At 72.7% G+C, this 23,962-nt stretch carries 26 protein-coding genes, 1 pseudogene and 1 riboswitch; of the genes and pseudogenes, 15 read left to right on the forward strand and 12 right to left on the reverse strand.

Annotated features, from left to right (window positions below; genetic code table 11):
* Positions 1-63: 63 nt before the first annotated feature.
* Together nagA and KYY02_RS00095 are read right to left on the reverse strand one after the other, a co-directional pair.
* On the reverse strand, positions 64-1,218 hold the full coding sequence (nagA, locus tag KYY02_RS00090) for an N-acetylglucosamine-6-phosphate deacetylase (protein ID WP_371235300.1): 1,155 nt from the start codon (positions 1,216-1,218) through the stop codon (positions 64-66).
* Positions 1,218-2,162: an ROK family protein gene (locus KYY02_RS00095; RefSeq protein ID WP_371235301.1), complete on the reverse strand. Its 945-nt coding sequence runs from the start codon at positions 2,160-2,162 to the stop codon at positions 1,218-1,220. Before KYY02_RS00095 ends, nagA begins: the two co-directional genes overlap by 1 nt.
* Before the next feature lie 156 nt (positions 2,163-2,318).
* Here KYY02_RS00095 and KYY02_RS00100 point away from each other — a divergent pair, with 156 nt between their 5' ends.
* Positions 2,319-3,551 carry an extracellular solute-binding protein gene (locus tag KYY02_RS00100; protein WP_371235302.1) on the forward strand — a complete coding sequence of 411 codons (1,233 nt, stop codon included), beginning with the start codon at positions 2,319-2,321 and terminating at the stop codon, positions 3,549-3,551.
* 10 nt (positions 3,552-3,561) lie between these two features.
* Positions 3,562-3,816 (forward strand): DUF3263 domain-containing protein, encoded by a 255-nt coding sequence (locus KYY02_RS00105; RefSeq protein WP_371235303.1) that lies wholly within the window; start codon positions 3,562-3,564, stop codon positions 3,814-3,816.
* 120 nt (positions 3,817-3,936) lie between these two features.
* Here KYY02_RS00105 and otsB read toward each other — a convergent pair whose 3' ends face one another.
* Both otsB and KYY02_RS00115 read right to left on the reverse strand, forming a co-directional pair.
* The gene (gene otsB / locus KYY02_RS00110; protein WP_371235304.1) at positions 3,937-4,797 is read right to left on the reverse strand and encodes a trehalose-phosphatase; all 861 of its coding nucleotides are present in this window, start codon (positions 4,795-4,797) and stop codon (positions 3,937-3,939) included.
* A gap of 56 nt (positions 4,798-4,853) precedes the next feature.
* Complete coding sequence (locus tag KYY02_RS00115) at positions 4,854-6,257, reverse strand: alpha,alpha-trehalose-phosphate synthase (UDP-forming) (protein WP_371235305.1); 1,404 nt, start codon at positions 6,255-6,257, stop codon at positions 4,854-4,856.
* A gap of 378 nt (positions 6,258-6,635) precedes the next feature.
* On the opposite strand from KYY02_RS00115, the gene KYY02_RS00120 reads away from it, so the two are divergent.
* On the forward strand, positions 6,636-7,085 hold the full coding sequence (locus KYY02_RS00120) for a hypothetical protein (protein ID WP_371235306.1): 450 nt from the start codon (positions 6,636-6,638) through the stop codon (positions 7,083-7,085).
* A 22-nt stretch (positions 7,086-7,107) separates the two neighbouring features.
* Here KYY02_RS00120 and KYY02_RS00125 read toward each other — a convergent pair whose 3' ends face one another.
* A complete protein-coding gene (locus KYY02_RS00125; RefSeq protein ID WP_371235695.1) occupies positions 7,108-8,079 on the reverse strand; it encodes a glucosyl-3-phosphoglycerate synthase in 972 nt (323 codons plus the stop codon).
* 135 nt (positions 8,080-8,214) lie between these two features.
* Positions 8,215-8,371, forward strand: a riboswitch (SAM riboswitch).
* Between the two features lie 18 nt (positions 8,372-8,389).
* Here KYY02_RS00125 and thrC point away from each other — a divergent pair.
* The 4 genes from thrC (at position 8,390) to groL (ending at position 12,662) form a co-directional block, all read left to right on the forward strand.
* Entirely contained in the window at positions 8,390-9,697 is a 1,308-nt protein-coding gene (thrC, locus tag KYY02_RS00130; protein WP_371235307.1) for a threonine synthase, read from the forward strand.
* A 108-nt stretch (positions 9,698-9,805) separates the two neighbouring features.
* Complete coding sequence (locus KYY02_RS00135; RefSeq protein WP_030864454.1) at positions 9,806-10,081, forward strand: ubiquitin-like small modifier protein 1; 276 nt, start codon at positions 9,806-9,808, stop codon at positions 10,079-10,081.
* Positions 10,082-10,510: 429 nt separating this feature from the next.
* Entirely contained in the window at positions 10,511-10,714 is a 204-nt protein-coding gene (locus tag KYY02_RS00140) for a cold-shock protein (RefSeq protein ID WP_004929928.1), read from the forward strand.
* 325 nt (positions 10,715-11,039) lie between these two features.
* Positions 11,040-12,662, forward strand: a complete 1,623-nt coding sequence (groL, locus tag KYY02_RS00145; protein ID WP_371235308.1) for a chaperonin GroEL — start codon at positions 11,040-11,042, stop codon at positions 12,660-12,662.
* Between the two features lie 81 nt (positions 12,663-12,743).
* On the opposite strand, the gene KYY02_RS00150 is transcribed toward groL, so the two are convergent.
* On the reverse strand, positions 12,744-13,100 hold the full coding sequence (locus KYY02_RS00150; protein ID WP_371235309.1) for a hypothetical protein: 357 nt from the start codon (positions 13,098-13,100) through the stop codon (positions 12,744-12,746).
* 155 nt (positions 13,101-13,255) lie between these two features.
* On the opposite strand from KYY02_RS00150, the gene KYY02_RS00155 reads away from it, so the two are divergent.
* Together KYY02_RS00155 and KYY02_RS00160 are read left to right on the forward strand one after the other, a co-directional pair.
* Positions 13,256-14,386 carry an NADH:flavin oxidoreductase gene (locus tag KYY02_RS00155; RefSeq protein ID WP_371235310.1) on the forward strand — a complete coding sequence of 377 codons (1,131 nt, stop codon included), beginning with the start codon at positions 13,256-13,258 and terminating at the stop codon, positions 14,384-14,386.
* Positions 14,387-14,521: 135 nt separating this feature from the next.
* Positions 14,522-14,905, forward strand: a pseudogene (locus tag KYY02_RS00160) (MFS transporter); the annotation flags it as partial.
* Between the two features lie 94 nt (positions 14,906-14,999).
* Here KYY02_RS00160 and KYY02_RS00165 read toward each other — a convergent pair.
* The 3 genes from KYY02_RS00165 to KYY02_RS00175 all read right to left on the reverse strand — a co-directional run bounded on the left by KYY02_RS00165 (position 15,000) and on the right by KYY02_RS00175 (position 17,624).
* On the reverse strand, positions 15,000-15,569 hold the full coding sequence (locus tag KYY02_RS00165) for a hypothetical protein (RefSeq protein WP_371235311.1): 570 nt from the start codon (positions 15,567-15,569) through the stop codon (positions 15,000-15,002).
* Positions 15,570-15,611: 42 nt separating this feature from the next.
* On the reverse strand, positions 15,612-16,553 hold the full coding sequence (gene murQ / locus KYY02_RS00170) for an N-acetylmuramic acid 6-phosphate etherase (protein WP_371235312.1): 942 nt from the start codon (positions 16,551-16,553) through the stop codon (positions 15,612-15,614).
* 129 nt (positions 16,554-16,682) lie between these two features.
* Positions 16,683-17,624 carry a MurR/RpiR family transcriptional regulator gene (locus KYY02_RS00175; protein ID WP_371235313.1) on the reverse strand — a complete coding sequence of 314 codons (942 nt, stop codon included), beginning with the start codon at positions 17,622-17,624 and terminating at the stop codon, positions 16,683-16,685.
* Positions 17,625-17,680: 56 nt separating this feature from the next.
* Between KYY02_RS00175 and KYY02_RS00180 the strand changes: the two genes are divergently transcribed.
* Together KYY02_RS00180 and KYY02_RS00185 are read left to right on the forward strand one after the other, a co-directional pair.
* Positions 17,681-18,085 (forward strand): DUF8819 family protein, encoded by a 405-nt coding sequence (locus tag KYY02_RS00180; RefSeq protein WP_371235314.1) that lies wholly within the window; start codon positions 17,681-17,683, stop codon positions 18,083-18,085.
* Positions 18,082-18,360: a DUF4031 domain-containing protein gene (locus tag KYY02_RS00185; protein ID WP_371235315.1), complete on the forward strand. Its 279-nt coding sequence runs from the start codon at positions 18,082-18,084 to the stop codon at positions 18,358-18,360. Before KYY02_RS00180 ends, KYY02_RS00185 begins: the two co-directional genes overlap by 4 nt.
* On the opposite strand, the gene KYY02_RS00190 is transcribed toward KYY02_RS00185, so the two are convergent.
* The 3 genes from KYY02_RS00190 to KYY02_RS00200 are packed head-to-tail and all read right to left on the reverse strand — an operon-like array spanning position 18,342 to position 20,679.
* Positions 18,342-19,427 carry a GNAT family N-acetyltransferase gene (locus tag KYY02_RS00190; RefSeq protein WP_371235316.1) on the reverse strand — a complete coding sequence of 362 codons (1,086 nt, stop codon included), beginning with the start codon at positions 19,425-19,427 and terminating at the stop codon, positions 18,342-18,344. The two genes, KYY02_RS00185 and KYY02_RS00190, sit on opposite strands and share 19 nt — an antisense overlap.
* Positions 19,428-19,437: 10 nt before the next feature.
* Complete coding sequence (locus KYY02_RS00195; protein ID WP_371235317.1) at positions 19,438-20,100, reverse strand: HD domain-containing protein; 663 nt, start codon at positions 20,098-20,100, stop codon at positions 19,438-19,440.
* Positions 20,101-20,157: 57 nt separating this feature from the next.
* On the reverse strand, positions 20,158-20,679 hold the full coding sequence (locus tag KYY02_RS00200; RefSeq protein WP_371235318.1) for an ATP-binding protein: 522 nt from the start codon (positions 20,677-20,679) through the stop codon (positions 20,158-20,160).
* A 109-nt stretch (positions 20,680-20,788) separates the two neighbouring features.
* Between KYY02_RS00200 and KYY02_RS00205 the strand changes: the two genes are divergently transcribed.
* The 4 genes from KYY02_RS00205 to KYY02_RS00220 all read left to right on the forward strand — a co-directional run bounded on the left by KYY02_RS00205 (position 20,789) and on the right by KYY02_RS00220 (position 23,808).
* Positions 20,789-21,634, forward strand: a complete 846-nt coding sequence (locus tag KYY02_RS00205; protein WP_371235319.1) for a helix-turn-helix domain-containing protein — start codon at positions 20,789-20,791, stop codon at positions 21,632-21,634.
* Positions 21,631-21,834 carry a DUF397 domain-containing protein gene (locus KYY02_RS00210; protein ID WP_371235320.1) on the forward strand — a complete coding sequence of 68 codons (204 nt, stop codon included), beginning with the start codon at positions 21,631-21,633 and terminating at the stop codon, positions 21,832-21,834. Before KYY02_RS00205 ends, KYY02_RS00210 begins: the two co-directional genes overlap by 4 nt.
* A gap of 508 nt (positions 21,835-22,342) precedes the next feature.
* The gene (locus tag KYY02_RS00215) at positions 22,343-23,023 is read left to right on the forward strand and encodes a maleylpyruvate isomerase family mycothiol-dependent enzyme (protein ID WP_371235321.1); all 681 of its coding nucleotides are present in this window, start codon (positions 22,343-22,345) and stop codon (positions 23,021-23,023) included.
* Between the two features lie 95 nt (positions 23,024-23,118).
* Positions 23,119-23,808 (forward strand): copper homeostasis protein CutC, encoded by a 690-nt coding sequence (locus KYY02_RS00220; RefSeq protein WP_371235322.1) that lies wholly within the window; start codon positions 23,119-23,121, stop codon positions 23,806-23,808.
* Positions 23,809-23,962: the final 154 nt, after the last annotated feature.

Here is a 23,962-nt window from a genome sequence, read left to right on the forward strand (position 1 = left end):
GCCAAACGGACGGCGGTCGGCCCACCCCTCGGACCGGCTGCCGTTCCCCGGCGACGGGACGGATCAGCCCAGTCGGGGATCGATCACCCATTCCCCCCGGCGCATGACGCCCACCAGGTCGAACCCCTCGTCCAGGACCACCAGGTCGGCGTCCTTCCCGGGCTCGAGGGAGCCGATCCGGTCGTCCAGACCGAGCAGCCGGGCCGGGTTGGCGGAGATCGCCCGTACGACGTCCTCGACGGGCAGCCCGTCCACCGTCACCGCCCGCTTGAAGGCGCGGTCCAGGGTGAGCGTGGAGCCGGCGATCGAGCCGCCCTCCACCAGTCGGGCCACCCCGTCCGCGACCTCGACCTCCATCGGGCCCAGCATGTAGCGGCCGTCGCCGAAGCCGGCCGCGTCCATCGCGTCGGTGACGAAGGCGACCCGGTCGGCGCCCGCGTGGTGGAAGGCCAGCCGGAGCGCGGCCGGATGCAGGTGCGTGCCGTCGTTGATCAGCTCGACGGTGACCCGCTCGTCCTCGAGGAGGGCGGTGATCGGGCCGGGCGCGCGGTGGCCGAGCGGCGGCATCGCGTTGAACAGGTGGGTGGCGACGGTCGCGCCCGCGTCGACGGCCTGGAGCGTCTGCTCGTACGTGGCGTCCGTGTGCCCGACGGCCGCGATCACCCCGTGCCCGGCGAGCAGCCGTACGGAGTCCAGGCCGCCCGGCAGCTCGGTGGCCAGCGTCATCATCCTCGCGTGCCCGTGCGACGCGTCGAGCAGCTTGCGGACCTCGGCCGGGTCGGGGTCGCGCAGCAGCCCCTCGTCGTGCGCGCCCTTGCGGCACGGGGAGATGAACGGCCCCTCGAAGTGGATGCCGGCGATCTCCCCCTGCTGGGCCAGCTCGGCGAGCATCCCGGCCTGCCGGGCGAGGAAGTCCAGGTCACCGGTGACGGTCGAGGCGACCACCGTGGTGGTGCCGTGCGTGCGGTGGGTGTGCACGCCCTTCAGGACGTCCTCGGCGGTGCCACCGGTGAAGGACGCCCCTCCGCCGCCGTGGTTGTGGAGGTCGACGAAGCCGGGGACCACCCAGTGGCCGCTCAGGTCGGCCGTCCCGGCCGCCCGGGAACCTCCCGGCGCCGTGTCCGCGATCCGCGTGCCCTCGACGGTCACGCGGCCGTCGTCCACGGTCCCGGTGGGCAGGACCACCCGGGCGCCGGTGAGAACCTTGGTGGGGGCCATCAGGTGGTTACCTCCGAGGGATCAGTGGTGTCGATCAGGTCCCGGGCGAGGAGCCCCGCGCCCAGGCATCCGGCGGTGTCCCCGAGGGCCGCGGGGACCAGGGACGGCGGCTCCTGGAAGGTGACCCGCCGCCGGACGGCCTCCCGCAGCGGTGCGAACAAGGTTTCCCCCGCCTCGGCGAGTCCGCCACCGATGATCAACGTGCGGGGGTCCAGCAGGGTGAGCGCGGTGACCAGCCCGTCGGCGAGCGCGTCCACCGCCTCCTGCCAGACCCGACGGGCCCGTACGTCCCCGGACTCGACGGCCTTCGCGCAGGCCGCCGCGTCCGCCCCCGGGACACCGCAGGCCGCCGCCCACGCCTCGCTCACCGCCGCGGCGGACGCGAACCGCTCCAGACAGCCGCGCTGCCCGCACGGACAGGGGGTGCCCCGGGGCCGTACGACGATGTGCCCGATCTCGCCCGCGAAGCCGTGCGCGCCCGCCTCCACCCGGCCGTCGATGCCGATGGCGCCCGCGATACCCGTGCCCAGCGCCACGAACAGGAAGCGGTCGGCGCCCCGGCCCGCCCCGATGCGGCCCTCGGCGAGACCGCCCGCGCGCACGTCGTGGCCGAGGGCGACGGGCACGCCGCCGAGGCGCTCGGTGAGCAGCGCGCGCAGCGGGACGTCGCGCCAGCCGAGGTTGGCGGCGTAGACGGCGACGCCCTCCGCCGCGTCGACGATGCCGGGGACGGCGACGCCGGCGGCGGAGGCGGGCTCGCCGTACCGCCGCACGCCGTGGGCGCGCAGTTCGGCCGCGAAGTCGAGGACGTCCTCGACGACCGCGTCCGGGCCGCGTTCGCGGCCGGTGGCCCGGCGGGACCGGTGCAGCAGTTCGCCGTCCGTCCCGACCAGGGCGGCCTTCATCCCGGTGCCGCCCACATCGAGGGCGATGACGTGTCTCACGGGGGACAGTGTGGACCGGGGACCCGCGAGAGGTCTAGTCCACTTATGTGGTGTAGACCTTGTTCCGATTATCGAAATGCTTTCGGACGGCGCGGACGCGCCGGGGCAGGGGCAGGGAAAGTGCAGCGGCGGGCCAGGGCAAGGGTGATCGCGGCGATGTCCGCACTGGGACTGACAGGAGTCCTCGGAGGATGCGGGCTCGGCGGCGGCTCCTCCGACGTGACCTTGAAGCTGGTCGCCGCCAACTACGGCGACAGCGCGGCCAACAGCTCCGAGAAGTACTGGGCCGACCTGGTCGACCGGTACGAGGCCGACCACCCCGATGTGAAGATCGACGTCAGCGTCTACTCGTGGAACGACGTCGACCGCAAGGTCAAGGAGATGGTCGACGCGGGTGACCCGCCGGACATCGCGCAGATCGGCGCGTACGCCGACTACGCGGCCGAGGGCCTGCTCTACAAGGCCGACGACCTGCTCTCCATCCCCGTCCAGGCGGACTTCCTCGCCCAGCTGACCACCGCGGGCGAGGTCAACAGCGTGCAGTACGGTCTGCCGTTCGCCTCCTCCACGCGCGTGCTGTTCTACAACAAGAAGCTGCTCACCGAGGCCGGCGTCACCCCGCCGCAGACCTGGGACGAGCTCGCCGCGGCCGCCGAGGCGCTCAAGGCGCAGGGCGTGAAGTACCCGTACGCGCTGCCGCTCGGCCCGGAGGAGGCGCAGGCCGAGACCATGCAGTGGCTGCTCAGCGGCGGTGGCGGCTACACCGACATCACGGGCACGTACAGCATCGACTCCGCGCGGAACGTCGATACCTTCACCTGGCTGAAGGACGAGCTGGTCGCCAAGGGCCTGACCGGTCCCGTCGCGCCCGGCCAGCTCGACCGGGCCGACGCGTTCGCGGCGTTCGCCGCCGGGGACGTCGGCATGCTCAACGGGCACCCCTCGCTGATGGGGATGGCGAAGGAGAAGGGCGTGGAGTTCGGCATGGTGCCGACGCCGGGCGCCGACGACGAGAGCCAGGCCACGCTCGGCGTCGCCGACTGGATGATGGCCTTCAAGGAGAACGGCCACCGCGACCAGGTCGGCGAGTTCCTCGACTTCGTCTACAGCGAGGAGAACGTGCTCGACTTCTCCCACGAGTACAACCTGCTGCCGGTCACCAACTCCGCCTCCCGGGCGATGGCCGCGTCCGACGAGGACAAGGACCTCAAGCCCTTCCTCGACCAGCTGGCGACCTCGGAGCTCTACCCGGTCGGCAAGACCTCCTGGGCGACGGTCAACGCGGAGGTCAAGAAGCAGATCGGCAAGGCGGTCGCCCCGAACGGCAGCCCCGCCGGCGTCCTCGGCGGCCTCCAGGCGACGGCGACGCGCGCGGAGACCGCGGGGTAACCTGCGGGACATGGGAACCGGGGACGAGGAGCAGGGGGCCGGCCGGCTGGCCCGCCGCGAACAGGACATCCTCGCGCTGGAACGCCGCGGCTTCACCGGCCCCGGCGTCAAGGAACGCGCGATCCGCGAGGAGCTGGGACTGGCCCCCGTCCGCTACTACCAGCTCCTCAACGCCCTCCTCGACGACCCCCGCGCCCTCGCCCACGACCCGGTGACGGTCCACCGCCTCCGCCGCGTCCGGGAGACCCGCCGCACGGAACGCTGAGCGCCCGCGCCGCCTCTTCCCGCCCCCGGAGGCCGCGCTCCGGACGGGCGGAACCGGCCCTTCCGGCGTCCGGGGAACGGGGGCCGGGGCGGGAAGGGGCGGCGCGGGCGGAAGGACCCGTCAGGACATCCGGTCCGCCAGCGCCCGCAGCAGCCGCACGACCCCCGCCGGCCCGTCCACCACCAGGTCCGCACGCTCCCTCAGCTCCGCGACCTCGTCGCTGCCGCTGCACACCAGCAGCCCCGGCACACCGGCGGTGCGGAGCTTCTCGACGGCCGTGTAGGCGGCGAGGTCGCCCAGGTCGTCACCGGCGTAGAGGACCGACCCGGCGCCGATCTCCCGGGCGTACTCCAGCAGGGCGACGCCCTTGTCCACGCCGGGCGGGCGCAGCTCCAGGACCATGCGGCCGGGCTCGACGACGAGCCCGTGCCGGGCGGCCAGCCCGGCGAGCGGCTCGCGCAGGGCCTCGAACGCGGCCTGCGGATCGGCGGCCCTGCGGGTGTGGACCGCCACCGCGCGCCCCTTCTCCTCGATCCAGGTGCCCTGCCACGCGCCGGCCCGGTCGAGCAGCCCCGGCAGCTCCGCGCGGGCGGTGGCGACACCGGGGTGCGGGGCGGGCGCGGTGACCCTGCCGGTGGCGGCCTCCCAGCGCTCCGCGCCGTAGTGGCCGAGCACGACGAGGTGCTCGAGGCCGGGGACGCCCGCGAAGCCCCCGTGCCGGACCGCGACCCCCGCCGGCCGGCCGGTGACGACCGCGACCGCCGCCACCTCCGGGGCGATCGCGGCGAGCGCGGGCACCGCGTCGGGGTGTGCGCGGGCCTGCTCGGGGTCGGCCACGATCGGCGCGAGCGTCCCGTCGAAGTCGAGCCCGATCAGCGCCTCTCCCGGGCGGGAGAGAAGTGCCTCCAGCCCTTCCCGTCCGGCCTGCGTGGCGGGCGTCGGCGTGGCGTTCGGGTCCGTGGAATCCGTATGACTGCCCATACGCCCAACCTATCCACGCCCGCCCCCTCGCACTCCTGCGTGACCGGTCCTACCGGTCAGCGGGACGCCGGACCGTGCAGCAGCGCCTCCAGCTGCTCCAGGAACCACCGCGCCGGCGGCAGCGCGGTGGCCGCCGCGGCCAGGCGCTCGGTGCGCTCGGCGCGTTCGTCCGGACCCATCGTCAGGGCCTCGTGCAGGGCACGGGCGGTCTCGACGACGTCGTACGGGTTGACCGTGAGCGCGTCCTCGCCCAGCTCCTCGTGGGCGCCCGCCTCCCGCGACAGCACCAGCGCGCAGCCGGCCTCGGAGACGACCGGGACCTCCTTGGCGACCAGGTTCATGCCGTCGCGGATCGGGTTGACCAGCGCCACGTCCGCCAGCCGGTACGCGGCGAGGGAGCGTGCGAAGTCGTCCCTGACGTGGAGGACGACCGGCCGCCAGCCGGGTGTCCCGTACCGCTCGTTGATCTCCTCCGCGAGCCGCCGCACCTCGGCGGTGTAGTCGCGGTACACGGCGAGGTCCTGTCGGGAGGGGTAGGCGAACGCGACGTGCACGACGCGCTCGCGCCACTCGGGTCGCTCGTCCAGGAGCTGCCGGTACGCCAGCAGTCCGCGCACGATGTTCTTCGACAGCTCGGTCCGGTCGACCCGGACGATCGTCCGGCGTCCCTCGCCGATCTCCTCCCGGAGCGCGGCGATCCGTTCCTCGACGTCCGCCTCGCGGGACCGGGAGCGCAGGAAGTCCGCGTCGGCGCCGAGGCCGTGCACCCCGATGCGTGTCCTCCCGAGCCCGTCCGCGAACCGCTCGCAGCACGCGGTGAACGCGTCCGCCCAACGCTGGGTGAGGAAGCCGAGCCGGTCGGCGCCGAGCATTCCGCGCAGCACCTGCCGCGCGATGTCGTCGGGCAGCATCGCGAAGTACTCCGGCGGCGCCCACGGCGTGTGCGAGAAGTGCGCGATGCGCAGGTCGGGGCGGAGCTCGCGGAGCATCCCGGGGACCAGCGTGAGGTGGTAGTCCTGCACCAGCACCGCCGCGCCCCGCGCCGCCTCCTCGGCCAGCGCCTCGGCGAACGCCCGGTTGTAGGCCTCGTACGACGCCCACTGCCGGCGGAACTCCGCGTCGAAGACGGGCTCCAGCGGCGTCTGGTACAGCATGTGGTGCACGAACCACAGCACCGAGTTGGCGATCCCGTTGTACGCGTCCGCGTGCACGTCCGCCGGGACGTCCAGCATCCGCACGCCGTCCTCGCCGACCCCGCGCCGCACCGCCTCGCGGTCGCCGTCGGACAGCACCGAGCACACCCACAGCGCCCCGGCGTCCGGCCCGATCGCCGACAGCCCGGACACCAGCCCGCCGCCACCCCGCTTGGCCCGCAGCGACCCGTCGTCCTCCACCGCGTACGAGACCGGCCCCCGGTTGGAGGCGACCAGTACCTGAGCAGCACCGTTGCTTGAAGCCATACGCCTCAACCTAGCCCGGCCCCCGGAACCTCAAACGTGCCCACGCGTCACCTCGGTGGCGATTCGGTCACACGTCTTGTGCGGGGGATGTGCACGGGCCGAGGATGCGTGGTGCACGTTTCAACTTCTCGGGGGTGGGTGACATGCGCATACGCATGTCCACAGGCTTGTCCACAGGTGTGCGCGGACTCGTGGGCACCACGGCTCTGATCGCGGCCTCCGCACTGGCGCTGGCCGGCTGCGGACAAACGGCCCGCCGCAGCCACCGCGGCACCGGACAGCAGCAGTCCCACCCCCGAGGCGTCCCCCGGCACCGGGACCCCGACCCCCACAGCCACCGCCACTCCGGTCGCCACCGCCACTCCGGTCGCCGTCACGTTGCCGGACCACACCGGCCGCAGCGTCGGGTCGGCCGTCATCGAGGCCAAGAGGGCCGACCTCGACTACACCGTCCGCCTCCAGGGCACCGGGAAGCGGGCCTCCTCCTGGGACACGGACGAGAAGGTCTGCGAGCAGACCGACGGAGCGGAGGGCGTGACGTTCACCGTCCCCCGCGACGGCCGCGACTGCGACGGCCGCCCGCTGCACACCCCGAAGCCGACCCCGGCCCCCGAACGGGCGCAGACAGGGGACACCGGCAGCGGCGGCACCGGCGGCGGCACCGGTGCCTGCGAACTCACCAGCCCGGCCGGCAACTGCTACGCCGACGGCCAGTTCTGCGCCGGGAAGCACCGCGGTCTGAGCACGCACGGCCGTGGCGGCGAGTACCTGACCTGCGCGCTGGACTCCGGCGGCACCTGGCGCCGGCCGGACGGCGTCTCCGGCTGACGTCCGGCCGGCGCCCGACGGGTCAGGCCACCCGTCGTGCCCGGTACTCCGCGATCTCCGTCATCGGCGGGCGTTCCTCCGTGTCGACGGAGTACGTGCGGGGCTCGAAGCCGTCGTCCACGCGCTCGAACTGGGTGAGGAACGGGCGGATCAGGTGGCTGCGGGCCAGGCGGAGCTGGGCGGTGCGGTAGATCGCGGCGGCCATGCGGCCGAGGGCCTGGCCGTCCTGGTGGCGGTGCTTGCGGACGCCGACGTCGACCTGGGCGAGGGCGTCCAGGCCGACCAGGTGCAGGGCGTCGACCAGCATGCCGAGCTCGACGCCGTACCCGACCGGGAACGGGAGCTGTTCGAGCAGGCTCCGGCGGGCCGCGTACTCGCCGCCCAGCGGCTGGACGAAGCCGGCCAGCCGGGGCCAGTGCATGTTCAGCAGCGGGCGGGCCATCAGCTCCGTGACCCGGCCGCCCTGGCCGGCCGCGACCGTCCCGGAGGCGCGTCCGCCGGGCATCGTGAGGGGACGGTCGTACATGGCCTTGACCAGCTGCACGTCCGGTTCGGTGAGCAGCGGGCCGACGACGCCGGAGACGAAGTCGGAGGAGAACTCCCTCAGGTCCGCGTCGACGAAGCACACGATGTCGCCCCGGGTCACCAGAAGGGACCGCCACAGCACCTCGCCCTTGCCGGGCACGGCCGGGATGCGGGGGAGGATCACGTCGCGGTGGACGACGCGGGCGCCCGCCGCCGCGGCCACCTCCGACGTGCGGTCGGTCGACCCGGAGTCCACGACCACGACCTCGTCGACGAGCGGGGCCCGCCGCACCAGATCGCGGCGGACCACCGTGACGATGTCGCCGACCGTCGCCTCCTCGTTGAGGGCGGGCAGTACCACGCTCACCGTCCGGCCCGTGGCGCGCTTGGCGGCCAGGAGCTGGTGCAGCGGCCGGTCGGTCACCGACCAGGACCGCTCGCCCAACCAGCGCTCGACTTCTTCCAGCACGGTCAGCGGCTCCTCACTTCTGTGATCCATCTCGCGGTTCGGACGACTATCTCAAATGCCCCGCTCGTCGGTTACAGTCTTGAGCAGCGCGGACGCCCACCGCAGGCCGGGGGTGTCGCGCGGACAACTGAACACCGCTCATCCAGAGGGGCAGAGGGACACGGCCCGATGAAGCCCCGGCAACCCTCCAGCCGGTTCTCGTAGATCACTGTTGATCTTTTCCGCGAGGCTCCTGGCTAGGGAAGGTGCCAAATCCGTCTCACGGCGAGATGCGTCGTGAGGAAGATGAGGAGAAAGGGCCTCGCCTCACATGGCTGTGCACACTGTTGCAACCACCACCGATTCCACGGTAGGCGCATCCGCCTCTTCCGTCGACCTGGGCCCCGCCGCCGCGCTCTCCTGCCGCGAATGCGGGCACCGGGTCCCCCTCGGCCCCGTCTTCGCCTGCGAGGAGTGTTTCGGCCCGCTGGAGATCGCGTACGACTTCTCGGCCCACGACACCGAGGAGCTCCGCAGGCGGATCGAAGCGGGCCCCGCGAACATCTGGCGCTACGCGCCGCTGCTGCCCGTCCCGGCGGACGTGGCGACCAAGCCGAACCTGAACCCCGGCTGGACCAAGCTCGTCCAGGCCGACAACCTCGCGCGTGAGCTGGGCGTCGACGCCGGCAAGCTGTTCGTCAAGGACGACTCCGGCAACCCGACGCACTCCTTCAAGGACCGCGTCGTCGCCCAGGCCATCGAGGCCGCCCGCGCCTTCGGCTTCACCACCCTCTCCTGCTCCTCCACCGGCAACCTCGCCGGCGCCGTCGGCGCCGCCGCGGCCCGTGCGGGCTTCCGGTCCTGCGTGTTCATCCCGCACGACCTGGAGCAGGGCAAGGTCGTCATGGCCGCCGTCTACGGCGGTGAGCTCGTCGGCATCGAGGGCAACTACGACGACGTGAACCGCTTCTGCTCCGAGCTGATCGGCGACCCGGCCGGCGAGGGCTGGGGCTTCGTCAACGTCAACCTGCGGCCGTACTACGCGGAGGGGTCCAAGACCCTCGCGTACGAGATCTGCGAGCAGCTCGGCTGGCGGCTGCCGGACCAGATCGTGATCCCGATCGCCTCCGGCTCGCAGCTCACGAAGATCGACAAGGGGCTGCGGGAGCTGATCGAGCTCGGCCTGGTCGAGGAGAAGCCCTACAAGATCTTCGGGGCGCAGGCGGAGGGCTGCTCGCCGGTGTCCACCGCGTACAAGGCGGGACACGACGTCGTACGTCCGCAGAAGCCGGACACGATCGCCAAGTCGCTGGCGATCGGCAACCCGGCGGACGGGCCGTACGTCCTGGACATCGCGCGTCGCACGGGCGGTGCGGTGGAGGACGTGGACGACGAGCAGATCGTCGAGGCGATCAGGCTGCTCGCGCGCACGGAGGGGATCTTCGCGGAGACGGCGGGGGGCGTGACCGTGGGGGTCACCAGGAAGCTCCTCGAGAGCGGGGCGCTCGACCCGTCCCTGAGCACGGTCGTGCTGAACACGGGAGACGGCCTCAAGACGCTGGACGCGGTGGCCGGTACCGGGCTGACCGCGACGATCCGGCCCAGTCTGGAGTCGTTCCGTGAAGCCGGCCTGGTCTGAGCCGTTCGTCCGCGGGGCCGTTCCGGCCGGTCGCGCCCCCGTGGCGGCAGCCGCATGTCACCCACAGCCCCGTGCCCCCCAGTGTGTCGTCCTTCCGGAGGTCCTGTCGTGAGCGTCACTGTCCGCATTCCGACCATCCTGCGCACCTACACCGGTGGGCAGGCCGAGGTGAGCGCCGAGGGGGCCACCCTGGGGGAGGTCATCTCGGACCTGGAGAAGAACCACACCGGGATCGCCGCCCGGGTACTGGACGATCAGGGCAAGCTGCGGCGGTTCGTGAACGTCTACGTGAACGACGACGACGTGCGGTTCGAGCAGGGGCTCGAGACGGCCACCCCGGACGGGGCCGGCGTGTCCATCATCCCGGCGGTGGCCGGCGGCTGACCATTACCTCCGGTAATGACGGTGGCCGGGGGTCCGGCGTATTGCCCCCTCCGCGAGAGAAGCGGAGGGGGCAATTCCATGAGGTTGAGCGCGGTAGAGTTGGGGAACGCGCTCCCGATCCGCTGATCGGGAACACCGAATTCCTGCCTCGGGCCGACTGGATGCAGCCAAAGTGCGGGCCCCTTTCGCGGCGTTCGTACCCTTTGCATGGCCCGAATTGCCCCGGATTCAGGTGAATTCTCGCCACCTCCCAGACCGGCGTCGTCCGGATTTCTCGTCCGATTGACCTGTTGCAGACGGCAGTTGGACAGATACATTCGGCCGCGGTCGACGCGTTCCGGCGCACGCCCCCAACCGTTGGGGGGTGAGGTCTGACCCGGGTCCGCGAAGTGCGGATCTGTGCAAGGGCCAGTAATAGGGGAGTTAGGCATGGCTCAGGGCACCGTCAAGTGGTTCAACGCGGAGAAGGGGTACGGCTTCATCGCGGTCGACGGTGGTGCGGATGTTTTCGTCCACTACAGCGCGATTCAGATGGACGGCTACCGCACCCTCGAAGAAGGCCAGCGGGTCGAGTTCGAGATCTCGCAGGGTCAGAAGGGCCCGCAGGCCGACATGGTTCGTCTCAGCGCCTGAACGCGCTACCTGCCGCAAGCGTCTTCTGCCGACGAAGGGCCCGCGACCTCCCGGGGGGCGGGCCCTTCGCCGTGCCCGCGTACGGCCGGACGGTGTTCGCGCGCGGCTGAGCGCGCCCGCGACTCCTCGAAGGCGCTTGCACTCGCATGGGTCGAGTGCTAATCATTGGCGTTAGCACTCTGAAGGTGAGAGTGACAACGAAGGACCGGGTCGGTGAGGCCCGCGGGCCGTGTGGTGCAAGGAACCACGGGGTCGGCGAGCCGTCCGTCGCGGGCGCGGGCGCGGTCCGAAGGAATCACCCCCAGTCCTGGAGGGACCACTTCACATGGCCAAGATCATCGCGTTCGACGAGGAGGCGCGGCGCGGCCTCGAGCGCGGCATGAACCAGCTCGCGGACGCCGTCAAGGTGACGCTCGGCCCCAAGGGCCGCAACGTCGTCCTCGAGAAGAAGTGGGGCGCCCCCACGATCACCAACGATGGTGTGTCCATCGCCAAGGAGATCGAGCTCGAGGACCCGTACGAGAAGATCGGCGCCGAGCTGGTCAAGGAAGTCGCCAAGAAGACGGACGACGTCGCCGGTGACGGTACGACCACCGCGACCGTTCTCGCCCAGGCCCTGGTCAGGGAGGGCCTGCGCAACGTCGCCGCCGGCGCCAACCCGATGGCTCTGAAGCGCGGCATCGAGAAGGCCGTCGAGGCCGTCTCCGCCGCCCTGCTGGAGCAGGCGAAGGACGTCGAGACCAAGGAGCAGATCGCCTCCACGGCCTCCATCTCCGCCGCCGACACCCAGATCGGCGAGCTCATCGCCGAGGCCATGGACAAGGTCGGCAAGGAAGGCGTCATCACCGTCGAGGAGTCCCAGACCTTCGGTCTGGAGCTGGAGCTCACCGAGGGTATGCGCTTCGACAAGGGCTACATCTCGGCGTACTTCGCCACCGACATGGAGCGTATGGAGGCCGTCCTCGACGACCCGTACATCCTGATCGCGAACTCCAAGATCTCCAACGTCAAGGACCTGCTCCCGCTCCTGGAGAAGGTCATGCAGTCGGGCAAGCCGCTGCTGATCATCGCCGAGGACGTCGAGGGCGAGGCCCTGTCGACCCTGGTCGTCAACAAGATCCGCGGCACCTTCAAGTCCGTCGCCGTCAAGGCCCCGGGCTTCGGCGACCGCCGCAAGGCCATGCTCGGCGACATCGCCATCCTCACGGGCGGCGAGGTCATCTCCGAGGAGGTCGGCCTCAAGCTGGAGAACGCCACGCTCGACCTGCTGGGCAAGGCCCGCAAGGTGGTCATCACCAAGGACGAGACCACCATCGTCGACGGTGCCGGCTCGGCCGACCAGGTCCAGGGCCGCGTGAACCAGATCCGCGCCGAGATCGAGAACAGCGACTCGGACTACGACCGCGAGAAGCTGCAGGAGCGCCTGGCGAAGCTCGCCGGCGGTGTCGCGGTCATCAAGGCCGGCGCCGCCACCGAGGTGGAGCTCAAGGAGCGCAAGCACCGCATCGAGGACGCCGTCCGCAACGCGAAGGCGGCCGTCGAGGAGGGCATCGTCGCCGGTGGTGGCGTGGCCCTGCTGCAGGCCACCCAGGTCTTCGAGAAGCTGGAGCTCGAGGGTGACGAGGCGACCGGCGCCCAGGCCGTGAAGCTCGCGCTCGAGGCCCCGCTGAAGCAGATCGCCGTCAACGCCGGCCTCGAGGGCGGCGTCGTGGTGGAGAAGGTGCGCAACCTCACCCCGGGCCACGGCCTGAACGCCGCGACCGGCGAGTACGTCGACCTGGTCAAGGAAGGCATCATCGACCCGGCGAAGGTGACCCGTTCCGCGCTGCAGAACGCCGCCTCCATCGCCGCGCTGTTCCTCACCACCGAGGCCGTCATCGCCGACAAGCCGGAGAAGGCCGCGGCCCCGGCCGGCGGCGGCATGCCGGGCGGTGACATGGACTTCTGATCCTTCCGGGGATCGGACCCGTCCGACACGTACCGAGGGCGGCACCCCCTGTTCCGGCAGGGGGCGCCGCCCCCGGGCGTTTCAGGCGGTGCACCACGGCACGCGGCAGGTGTGCGGCGCCGTGCCCTGCGGGCACAGGCCCCGCAGCACCGCCTTGCGGACCGCCCGCCAGGTCCGCAGCGAGCACACCAGGCGCAGCCGCAGCTCGACCGGTTCCCGTGCGCCGGGGTCCCGGCCCGGGTGCTCCCGGGCCCATTGCTCCGCCAGGAGGTCGTAGAGGTCGGCGGTCGTCGTTCCGCTCCCCGGCAGGGTGCGCAGGACGGCCCGTCCGACGAGCCGGGCGCCGCCTGCCGCCACGGCCTCGTCGACGAGCGCGCCGACCCACGCCAGCCCCTCCTCGTCCGCGTACAGACCGAAGCGCAGGAGACGTGTCCTCATCGGGTGACCGTATCCCGGTGCGCGGGGAGACGGTCCGTGACCGGGGTCACATTCGAGCGCTGAGAGGAATGCCTCCCGCCGTCGTCCGGTTGACGCTGTGCGTGCGTTAAATGCACGTGCACATACTGATAGGTATGCGAAACAGAGGAGTCCACATGACCGTCACCTCCCCGGACACCGCCGCCCGGGCCGCCGGGATTCTCTCCCGGCCCGTCGCGATCAACGGTCTGACCGTCCCCAACCGTATCGCCATGGCGCCGATGACCCGGATGTTCTCGCCGGGCGGTGTCCCCGGTGAGGACGTCGTGTCGTACTACTCCCGTCGTGCCGCCGCCGGTGTCGGGCTGATCGTCACCGAGGGGACGTACGTGGGGCACGAGTCCGCCGGGCTGAGCGACCGGGTGCCGCGGTTCCACGGGGAGGAGCAGCTCGCGGGCTGGGCGAAGGTCGCCGAGGCGGTGCACGCGGCGGGCGGCACGATCGTGCCGCAGCTCTGGCACATCGGCATGGTCCGCGAACAGGGCCAGGCGCCGTACCCCCAGGCCCCGGCGGTCGGCCCGTCCGGGGTGCGCACGGACGGCACCGAGGGCAAGGGCAGGGCGATGACGCAGGCCGACATCGACGACGTCGTCGCCGCGTTCGCCCGGGCGGCCGCCGACGCCGAGCGCATCGGCTTCGACGGTGTGGAGCTGCACGGCGCCCACGGCTACCTCATCGACCAGTTCCTGTGGGCCGGCACCAACCGCCGCACCGACGCCTACGGCGGCGACCCGGTGGCCCGCGCGAAGTTCGCCGCGGAGGTCGTGGCGGCGGTGCGCGCGGCCGTGTCGCCCGAGTTCCCCGTCATCTTCCGCTACTCGCAGTGGAAGCAGGACGCCTACGACGCCCGGATCGCCGGGACGCCCCAGGAGCTGGAGGCGATCCTCGCCCCGCTCGCCGCGGCCGGCGTCGACGCCTTCCACGCGTCCACGCGCCGCTACTGGCTCCCGGAGTTCGAGGACTCCGACCTCAACCTGGCCGGCTGGACGAAGAAGCTCACCGGCAGGCCCACCATCACCGTAGGCTCGGTCGGTCTGAAGGGCGAGTTCCTCGAGGCCTTCCAGGGGCGGGGCGCCGAGCTCGGCAGCCTCGACGACCTGCTCGACCGGATGGAGCGCGACGAGTTCGACCTCGTCGCCGTCGGCCGCGCGCTGCTCCAGGACCCGAACTGGGCGGCCAAGGTGCTGGCCGGCCGCTTCGACGAGCTGGCGCCGTACGACCCGGCGTCCCTGCAGACGCTGAGCTGACCCGGCCGGTCCTCGCGGTGCGGCGCCCCCCGGCGGGAGGGGCGCCGCACCGTCGTGTGCGGCACCCCTCGTCACATGTTTTTGGTTTGCCCAGGTCAAGCAATCGCCCTGAAGTCGCCCGAGTCGAGCCCGTTCATGAGCGAGGTATGGCACTTCGCGCCGGCGTCCTGCGTCATCGGCGTCGGCGTCACCTACGGCGCGATGCCCACGCTGATCATGGGTGCCGTGCCCGCCTCCGAGACGGGCGCCGCCAACGCCCTCAACACCCTCATGCGGTCCATCGGCACCTCCGTCGCCAGCGCCGTCGCCGGTGTCGTCCCGGCCCGGACGGCCACGCGGTTCGGCGCCTTCGCGCTGCCGTCCGAGAACGCCTTCCGCACGGTCCTGGCGCTCGGGGCCGGCGCCGCGCTGCTCGGCTTCGCCACCGCCGCCTTCATCCCGCGCCGGCGTGCCGGGTCGGCGGCGGGGGAAGCGGCCGCCGACCGCGTGCCCGATGCCGTGGAAGCCTCCGAGGCGTAGGGCCGGCCGACACCGCCGACGGCCGCCGCTCCGGGGATTTTGGGACGGCGGCCGTCGGCGTCACGGACGGGACGGGAGCGGGGCCGGCCCCCCCTCAGGCATGGCCCATCGGCTCGATGTCCACCCGCACCGGCGTCCCCCACACGCGCAGCACCTCGTAGTCGGTGAACTCGTGCACGACCCGGTACGCCATGGCGGCCCGGGGGGCACGCAGCTGCGCCGCGACGTACAGCTCCGCCTCGCGCCGGTCCCGGCGCGGGGTGCCGCACAGCTGCCACGCCTGCCCGTTCCACAGCTCCGGCAGCCAGCGCTGCTGCGGCTGCGGCCGGTCCTCGCGCACCCCGTACCGGGACGGGGCGGGGTCGGCCGGCCGGGGCTGCGGGGCGGGACCGTTGAACTCGGCGCGGCGGGCGGCGCGGCGCCGGGTCTCGCAGAGCAGGCACAGGTCCGGGGCGCTCTCGTCGACCGGTCCGGTCGGGTGCTCGGTGCAGCGCGTGCTGGGCGCGGCCGTGGTGACGCTCTCCTCCAGCAGGTCCAGGGCCCGCCGCAGGTCGGCCTTCACTTCGTGCAGCCGGGCGTCCGGGGTGTCGGCGGACAACGTCTCGCCGTGCTCCCCGAGCACGCGCAGGGCGCGGCCCAGGGCGGTGAGCTGCGCGTGGTTCATGGTTCGTCTCCGGGTCGGGTGCCTCCAGTATCCGCCCGGCCGCTACGCCCCGTCGCCCGCCCTCGCCAGCGCCGCGCGCAGGTGGCCGTCGGACTCCGCGAGGAGGCGGGCGGCCGTCGGGCCGTCCACGTCGGCCAGGATGACCAGGATCGCGTGCTTGACCTCGCCGTCCGTGGCGGTCAGGGCACGCTCGACGTCGTCGTCCGCCGCGCCCGTCGCCTGCGCGACGATACGGCGGGAGCGGGCGCGCAGCTTCTCGTTGGAGGCCCGCACGTCGACCATCAGGTTCCCGTACGTCTTGCCCAGCCGGATCATCGTGATCGTCGACAGCATGTTCAGCACCAGCTTCTGCGCCGTACCGGCCTTCAGCCGCGTGGAGCCGGTGAGGAACTCCGGTCCGACGACGACCTCGATGCCGTGCTCGGCCGCCGCCGCCAGCGCGCTGCCCCGGTTGCAGGCCAGGCCCACGGTGAGGGCGCCGCGCGCACGGGCGTACGCGACGGCGCCGACCGCGTACGGGGTGCGGCCGGAGGCGGAGACCCCGACCACCGTGTCGTCGGCGGTCAGCCCCAGCGCGGCCAGGTCGGCCTCGGCCAGCTCGCGTGAGTCCTCGGCGCCCTCCACCGAGGTGACCAGGGCGTCGGGGCCGCCCGCGATCAGGCCGACGACCCGCGCCGGATCGGTGTTGAAGGTGGGCGGGCACTCGGAGGCGTCCAGCACCCCCAGCCGGCCGGCGGTGCCGGCGCCCGCGTAGACCAGCCGTCCGCCGCGGGCCATCCGCTCGGCGACGGCGTCGATCGCGGCGGCGATCACCGGCACCTGCTCGGCCACGGCGCCGGCCACCGAGGCGTCCTCGCCGTTCATCAGCCGCGCGATGTCGAGCGTCGGCAACCGGTCGACGTCCGCCAGCTCGGGCCGGAACGCCTCGGTGGTGAGCGTCTCCAACTGGGCTCGCAGATCACGGTCGTGGGAGGTGGAGGTCATGACGGGTCTTTCCGGTTCGGGGGTCGGTCGGCCTGCCTCGGGGGCGCGGGGCTGTGTCCGGCAGGCGGCTGCCGCCGCGTGAGCGCGATCAGCCACGGACCAGCCGCGGTCGAGAACCGCGCTGCGCCCCTACGGCCCCTTGCGGGGCATCCGGTGCCGGTGCGCCAACGCCTCGTACGAAGCGGACAGCGCCGGCGCCGCCGACTCGTACGTCCGCTGGGCGACCCCCACGAACAGACAGTCCACCACCAGCAACTGCCCCGTCCGGGAGGACATCGCGGCCGGCCGCAGCTCGCTCTCGCGGGCCGTGGACGTGGTCAGGACGTGGTCGGCGTACTGCGTGACGGGGCTGTCCGGGCGGCCGGTGACCGCCACCGTCGTCGCGCCGTGCTCGAAGGCGACCCGGAGGGGTTCGACGACGTCCCCGGTCGAGCCGGAGTGGGTGACGGCGATCGCCACGTCCCCCGGACGCAGCTGCACCGCGTTGGTGACGGCGAGGTGCGGGTCGCTGTGGGCGTGCGCCAGCAGGCCTATGCGCAGCAGCTTCTGGGTGAGGTCCTGGGCGACCAGCCCCGACGCGCCGACGCCGTACACATCGGTGCGGCGGGCGCCGGCCAGGGCGGTCACGGCCGCCGCGAGCTGCACGGTGTCCAGTCCGGCCGCGGTGTCGGCGAGGGTCTGCTGCTCGTCGTGGGCGAGTTTCGCCACGACGTCGGCTATGGGGTCGTCCACCGCGATGTCGGTGGTGATGGCGGGCGCCCGTCCGGACTGCTGCTGGGCGGCGAGACCGGCCAGCGCCAGCCGCAGATCGCGGTAACCGGGGTAGCCGAGCAGGCGGGCGGTGCGGACGACGGTGGCCTCGCTGGTGCCGGTGAGCTCGGCGAGCCCCGTGACCGTGAGGGCCGCGCAGCCGGCCGGGTCGTCGGCGACGGCCTCGGCGACCCGCTGCATGGAACGGGTCATCGACGGAGCCAGCGTGCGCACCCTGGCCGTCAGGGCGGCGGGCGCGGGAGGGGCGGGCGCGCCGCCGCCGGGACCGCTTCCGAAAGTTTCCTTCACTTCACGGGTCACGACGTGAAAGGTATTTTCGTTCGGGTCGCACGGTCAAGAGTGCGCACAATGGGGACATGGACCCCCACGACGAGCCCGGCGCCCCCGGACCCCGCCCCGTCAGCCCCCTGGAACAAGCCCTGCACGCGGCGCGCGCCCTCGTGCTCGCGGATCTGGTCGCGCGCGAGGTCGCCGAGGCGGACGTGGTGTCCCTCGTCGAGGAGTCCGTCGCGCACCGGCGCTGGTGGGTGGAGCAGTGGCCGGACGGCGCCGGTTTCCTCCCCGGTCTGGTCGCCCAGGACGTACAGGACGCCCTGCTGGAACGGCACGGGCGCTGGCCGCTGTGCCCGGTCTGCAGCTCCGGCGACCCGCACGCGCTGGACGTGGAGCCGGAACTCGGCCCCGATCCGCACTGGGTGTGCCACAAGGCGGGCGTGCGGGTCGCGGCGGTGGGCACGCTGGGCGGAGCGACGCCCTCGTGACCGTCTACATCGACCCGCCCGCCTGGCCGGGCCACGGCCGGATGTGGTCCCACCTCGTCAGCGACCTCTCCTACGACGAACTGCACGCCTTCGCCGACCGCCTGGGCGTCCCCCGCCGCGCCTTCGAACGCGACCACTACGACCTCCCCCGGCACCGGTACGCCGACGCCGTGCGCGCCGGGGCGGTCGAGGTCAGCAGCCGCGAGGTGGTGCGGCTGCTGCACGGGGCGGGGCTGCGCCGCCGCAAGGGCGCGGCTCAGCCGCGGAGTTCGTAGGAGATCTGCCCGGCGTTCTCGGAGACCCGGGTGAAGCCGGCCCGGTCGACGACCTTCCGCGAGGGCGCGTTCCCCTGCTCGACGACGGCGGCCACGGTCTGCACGCCCTCCTGCTCCAGCGCCCAGCGCGACAGGGTGCGCAGCGCCTCGGTGGCGTAGCCGTGGCCGCGGGCACCCACGACGAGGTCGTAGCCGATCTCCACGCGGCCCTTCCCGTCCGGGACGCCGTGGAAGCCCATCGCGCCCACCGCGCGGTCGTCGTCCCGCCGGACCAGCACGTACATGCCCCACTCCGGGTGGAACACGCCCTCCTCGTACTGCGCGGCCATGATCCCGGCGCCTTCGCGGGTGCCGTCGGCGGCGGCCCCGCCGACCCACTCGTAGCCGCCGTCACCCGCCAGGGACAGGTCGGCGGCGGTCGCCGGGGTGACGCCCTCCAGGACCAGCCGCTCCGACCGCAGCACCGGGTTGTTGCTCCAGCGCCACCCGGTGACCGGCTCCCGCCCCGGCAGTTCGCCGCGCCCGGTGGCCCACAGCAGCGTCCGCCACGGCGCGGGCCCCGGCCTGACCTGCGGGAAGATCCGGGTGAGGACGAAGGAGGCCAGCTCGGCCGGCGGCTCGTACGTGATCCCCGTCCCCTCGGCGATGTCGTGCGTGTGCAGCAGCACCTCGGCGACGCCCATCGCGGCGAAGCCCTCACGGTTCGCGTGCCGGAAGGGGTACGGGTGGAAGGCGCGGACCGCGCGGGGGGTGGTGCGGATCGCGGCGGCGAGCAGGGCGCCGGTCGTGGTGATCACTTGGAGGGCGCCCGCGGTGTCGGCGGGGTCCAGGCCGTCCTCGCTGCCGTCGAGGGTGATCTCGAAGGGCACGTACGCGTCCTGCGCCCGCCCGGTGAGCTGTCCCGCGTACGCGACGAGAACGCTCCCGATGTGCGCCGCCGTCTCCCGGCAGTCCCACTCCAGCCGCCCGGCCCGCACCTCCGCCCAGTCCCGGTCGGCGACCGCCCCCAGCGCCGCCACGCAGTCCGCGACGGCCTCCTCGACCTGATCCGCTCCCACAGCACGCATGTGGGGCAGGCTAGGCGGTCGGCGCGGCCGGGGGCGACAGCATTTCCAGCTCGCCGCGCATGTTGTGGCGGGCGGTGGCCTCCCAGTGCTCCAACCCGTAGGGGGTGCGGAACAAGCGCGGCAGGGCGAGGAGTTGCCGCAGCACGTCGGCACGGCCCGCCCGGAACGCCTCGTTCGGCACGAAGCGGTACTCCTCGCGCACGGCGGCGGTGTAGGCGGCGTACGACGACGGCGGCGCGGCGAGGACCGCGAGGTCGGCGTCGCACAGCACCTGCCCGTTCCGGTCGTCGTCGGCCGGATCGTGCGTGACGGTGAGCCGCACCAGCCGGGCCGCCTCGGCGGTCCTCTCCGCGGACACCCCGGCCTCGGGGAGGGCCCGCTCGGCGAGCCGGGCGGAGCGCTCCTCGTTCTCGGAGCGGTCCGGCAGGTACACGGCGTCGTGGAACCAGGCGGCGAGCCGTACGACGTCCGGGTCGTCGGCGTACTCCGCCAGCACGTCGATGTGGTCCAGGACGGCGGTCAGGTGGGTGGGCGTGTGGTAGTGCCGCTGGGGTTCCCGCCAGCGTCCGAGCAGGTCGTCGGCGTACGGCAGCGGATCCGGACCGCCCCCGGGCCCGCGGGCCCCTTCCAGGGTGTGGACGAAACGGGCACGCAGGGTTTCGGTGTCGGCCATGCCGTCATTCTTCCTGGTACGTGGCCGCTCCGTGGCGAGAGGCCCGGACCGCTCACGTCACCACCGCGCGGTCGTCCGGTCACTCCGGGACGTGTCGACCGCGGGGACTTCGTCGCAGAGGTCCAGCTCGGCTCGTACCGTCTTGCCCGGTCCTCCCTCTTCGCGCGGCCCGACGGACAGCCGGCTCGCCAGGCAGGACACCAACCAGAGGCCGCGGCCCTGCTCCGCCTCGGCATCCTGAGGAGCACAGGGCCGGGCCAGCGACAAGCCACCGTCTCGGGCGTCGGTGACCTCGATGCGCACAAGGTCGCGTGCGGTCGCCAGTGCCAGGCTCAGGCGGAAGTCGCGGCCCGGAACACGGCCGTGGGTCACCGCGTTGGCGGTGAGCTCGGCCACGACCAGCGTCACGGTCCCGTTCACCTCGGACTCGTACGGGAAGCCCCAGGCGTCCAAGCGGTGGGAAGCGAGCCGTCGGGCCAGGCGGGCGCCTCGCGGGGTGGAGGTGAAGCACATGGAGAACTCTTCGGCGTGGGCTGCGGGTTGCCCGGTGTGCTCGATGGGGGGAATTTCGGTGGTCATGGGGGCGAGCCTCGTGCGCCGTACGTACGGTGACCAGCAACCACGTCCTTACACATTGTGGCTGTAAGGGCGCCGAATGTGTCTGTAAGGGCAGGAACAGGGGTGGCCCATGGTGCAGGTTCCGGAACAGGCGGTCGCGGCACGCGGCCAGGATCCTGCCGACGAGCTCCTGCGGTGCTTCGGTAGGCAGATCAAGCTCTTTCGGGAACGTGCCGGTCTCACCCAGGCCGCCCTCGGCCCGCTCCTCGGATACAGCGAGGCGCAGATCGCTGCGATCGAGCAGGGACGGCGAATCGCCAGGCCGGACACCATCGAGAAACTGGACACGCTGCTTGAGGCGGACGGGGTTCTGCTTGCGATGAAGCGAGCGGTCGCCCTGACGCGGTACCCGGCCTTCTTCCGGGATGCTGCGCGGATCGAGGAGACCGCAGTCGAGTTTCATCAGTACGCGCCGTTGATCGTGCCGGGCATGCTCCAGACCGAGGCCTACGCCAGGACGATGTTCACGGTGTGGCGCCCACGCCGGAACGAGGCGGAGATCGAGCAGATGGTGTCGGCGCGGCTCGCGCGACACAAGCTCTTCGGCCGCATGCCCGCGCCAGTGCTCAGCTTTGTCCTGGAGGAAGCCGTTCTTCAACGGCCCATCGGCGGTTCGAAGGTGCTACAAGGGCAGCTTGAACACTTGCTCCTCACCGGCCAGAACCCGAACGTAGAGATTCAGGTGATGCCGACCGGAGCAACCGACCATGCTTGCGTGGACGGTCCGTTCACATTGATGGTGCCGGAAGGAGGGGAGCAAGTGGCCTACTTGGAGAGCCAGGGAAGCGGTCGGGTGATCACCGACAGGGAAATCGTCCGTGGCATCGCGGCGCGCTATGGAATCATCCGGGCTCAGGCGCTGACCCCGAAGGAGTCCCTGCGCCGCATCGAGAAGCTGCTGCAAGGAGACTCATGACAAGCGAGCAGTCCAAGGGCCAGTCGCTCAACTGGTTCACGTCCAGCTACAGCGGTGGTTCTGGAGGCGACTGCGTCGAGGTCGCCACCCTCCCCGCCTCCGTCCACGTCCGCGACTCCAAGGACACCGGCCGGGGCGCCTTCACGGTGCCCCCCGCCGCCTGGTCCGCCTTCGTCGCTCACACGCGTCACGCTCACTGAACGAGAACCGACGCCAACACGGCATGACGGTCGGCTTGACCCGCTTCCGTCGGTCTTGGCGGCGTCGGCGGTGGCGAACAGAACACGGTGCATACGGCTGCACCGGGTCCTGGGGCCGCTCCTTCGGGAGCGGCCCGAGTGCCTTCCGAGAGGGATCGGTGTACCTGTGCCACATCGACGAGGCGGGCAACGGCCAGACACTCGACCCCGCCGGTTCCCGTCGTCGGTGGCCTCACCGTTCACGACTCCTGCGTCAAGCAGCTGACCTGCGGTTTCCTCAACGTCAAGAAGGCGTACCGGCCGCAGTCGCGCCGTGCCCCGCACCTCTCCGAAGTGATCCACCCGGAGATCAGGGGTTCCGGCGTCCGCGGGGGCGTCCGCGTCGGGGACCGTGAACGGTGCCGGGAGGTGGTGCTCCCCGTCCGGGCGGCCCGGCGCGGACGGCCGGACGGGGTCTGCCGGTGCAGGGGGAGGCCGGCGAGCCCTTCGCCGCACTAGCGTGGACGGCATGACGACTCCTGCGGATGTGCGGAACGTACGAGACCCCGAACTGCCCGGGCGGCTGCTGGCCGTCGAGCGGGACGCGCTGATCCCGCTGCTGCGGGGGAGGCCCGACGGGGACTTCGCGCTGCCGGTGGCGGCGTGTCCGGGGTGGACGGTGCGGGACGTGCTGGCGCACTGCTCGGCCGCGTTCGCCCGGGTCCTGGAGCGGCGGTTCGAGGACGGGGTGTTCTCGCCCGAGAGCAACGAGCGCGACATCGCCGAGCGGGCCGGGTGGGCGAACGCCCAGGTCGTGGACGAGCTGGACCGCGGGATGACCGGGGTCGGGCCGCTGATCGCCGACGCGGGCGGGGCGCTGGACGTGCTCGCGCTGGGCGAGTGGGTGCACGCCGGTGACGTGCGGGTCGCGCTCGGCGAGCCGGGGGCGTACGCGGGCGCGGGACTGCCGTACGCGCTGGAGCTGTTGGCGCAGGTCACGTGTCTCAAGGGGCACCTCTCCCTGCACGCCGACCTCGACGACGCCGACGAGCCGCTGCGGCTGGGCGACGCCAGGGGGGAACGCCCCCCGGCCCGCTACATCGGCGACGGGCCGACGCTCGTGCGGCTGTACGCGGGGCGTCCGGTGGACGGGGCCGCGTACGAGCTGGCCGGGGTGGAGGCGGCGGAGCTGAACATCTTCGGGGAGTGAGCGCAGGGGCGGGGCGGCCCCGGACGGGCGGTCGGGCGTAGGCTTGGATTGGACTAGACCTGTAGCCGCCGTCTGATGCCGAGGAATGGGGTCCCATGAGCAAGCGCGCAGTCCTGGAGGTGATCGCCCTCGACGTCGAGGACGCGGTCGCCGCCCAGGCCGGAGGTGCGGACCGCCTCGAGCTGGTGACCGACATGGCTGCGGACGGGCTGACACCGGCCGCGGAGACCGTCGCGGGCATCCGGGCGGCCGTGGACATCCCGGTGCGGGTGATGCTGCGGCTGGCGGACGGGTTCGCGGCGGGGTCCGTGGAGCGGCTGGTGGAGGCCGCGCGCGCGATGCGCGGGGCCGGGGCGGAGGAGTTCGTGCTCGGGTTCCTCGACCCGGACGGGGGAGTGGACCTGGGGGCGGTGGAGCGGCTGGCCCGTGAACTGGAGGGGTGCCGGTGGACCTTCCACCGGGCCATCGACCGGGCCGCCGACCGGGACGCCCTGCGCAAGCAGCTCGCGGACTTCCCCGGCCTGGACACCTACCTGACGGCCGGGGCGGCCGGTGGGGTGGACGCCGGGCTGCCGACCCTGCTCGCGGAGGCGGGGCGGCGGGGGGAGCCGGGGTACGAGCAGCGGTTGCTGGTGGGGGGCGGGCTGCGGCTGGACCATGTGCCGCTGTTGCTGAAGGCCGGCATCGACGCCTTCCACATCGGCGGCGCGGCGCGGCCACAGGGGTGGGGCGGGCCGGTCTCGGCGGAGGCCGTCGCGCGGTGGCGGCGGGTGCTGGGGGACTGAGCGTTCGCCTCCTTGCCGCCCGGCGTCGCCGCTGGGCGGGGGTGGGGCGCGCGGCCCGGCGCCTGCGGGGTGCCGGTGCCTGCGGGGTGCCGGCGCGCCCACCCGTGCCGACCGGGGGTGCCTCCCAGGCCCTTGAGGCACTGGGGAGGCACGA

The organism is Streptomyces pimonensis, assembly GCF_041380215.1.
Classification (GTDB): Bacteria; Actinomycetota; Actinomycetes; order Streptomycetales; family Streptomycetaceae; genus Streptomyces; species Streptomyces pimonensis.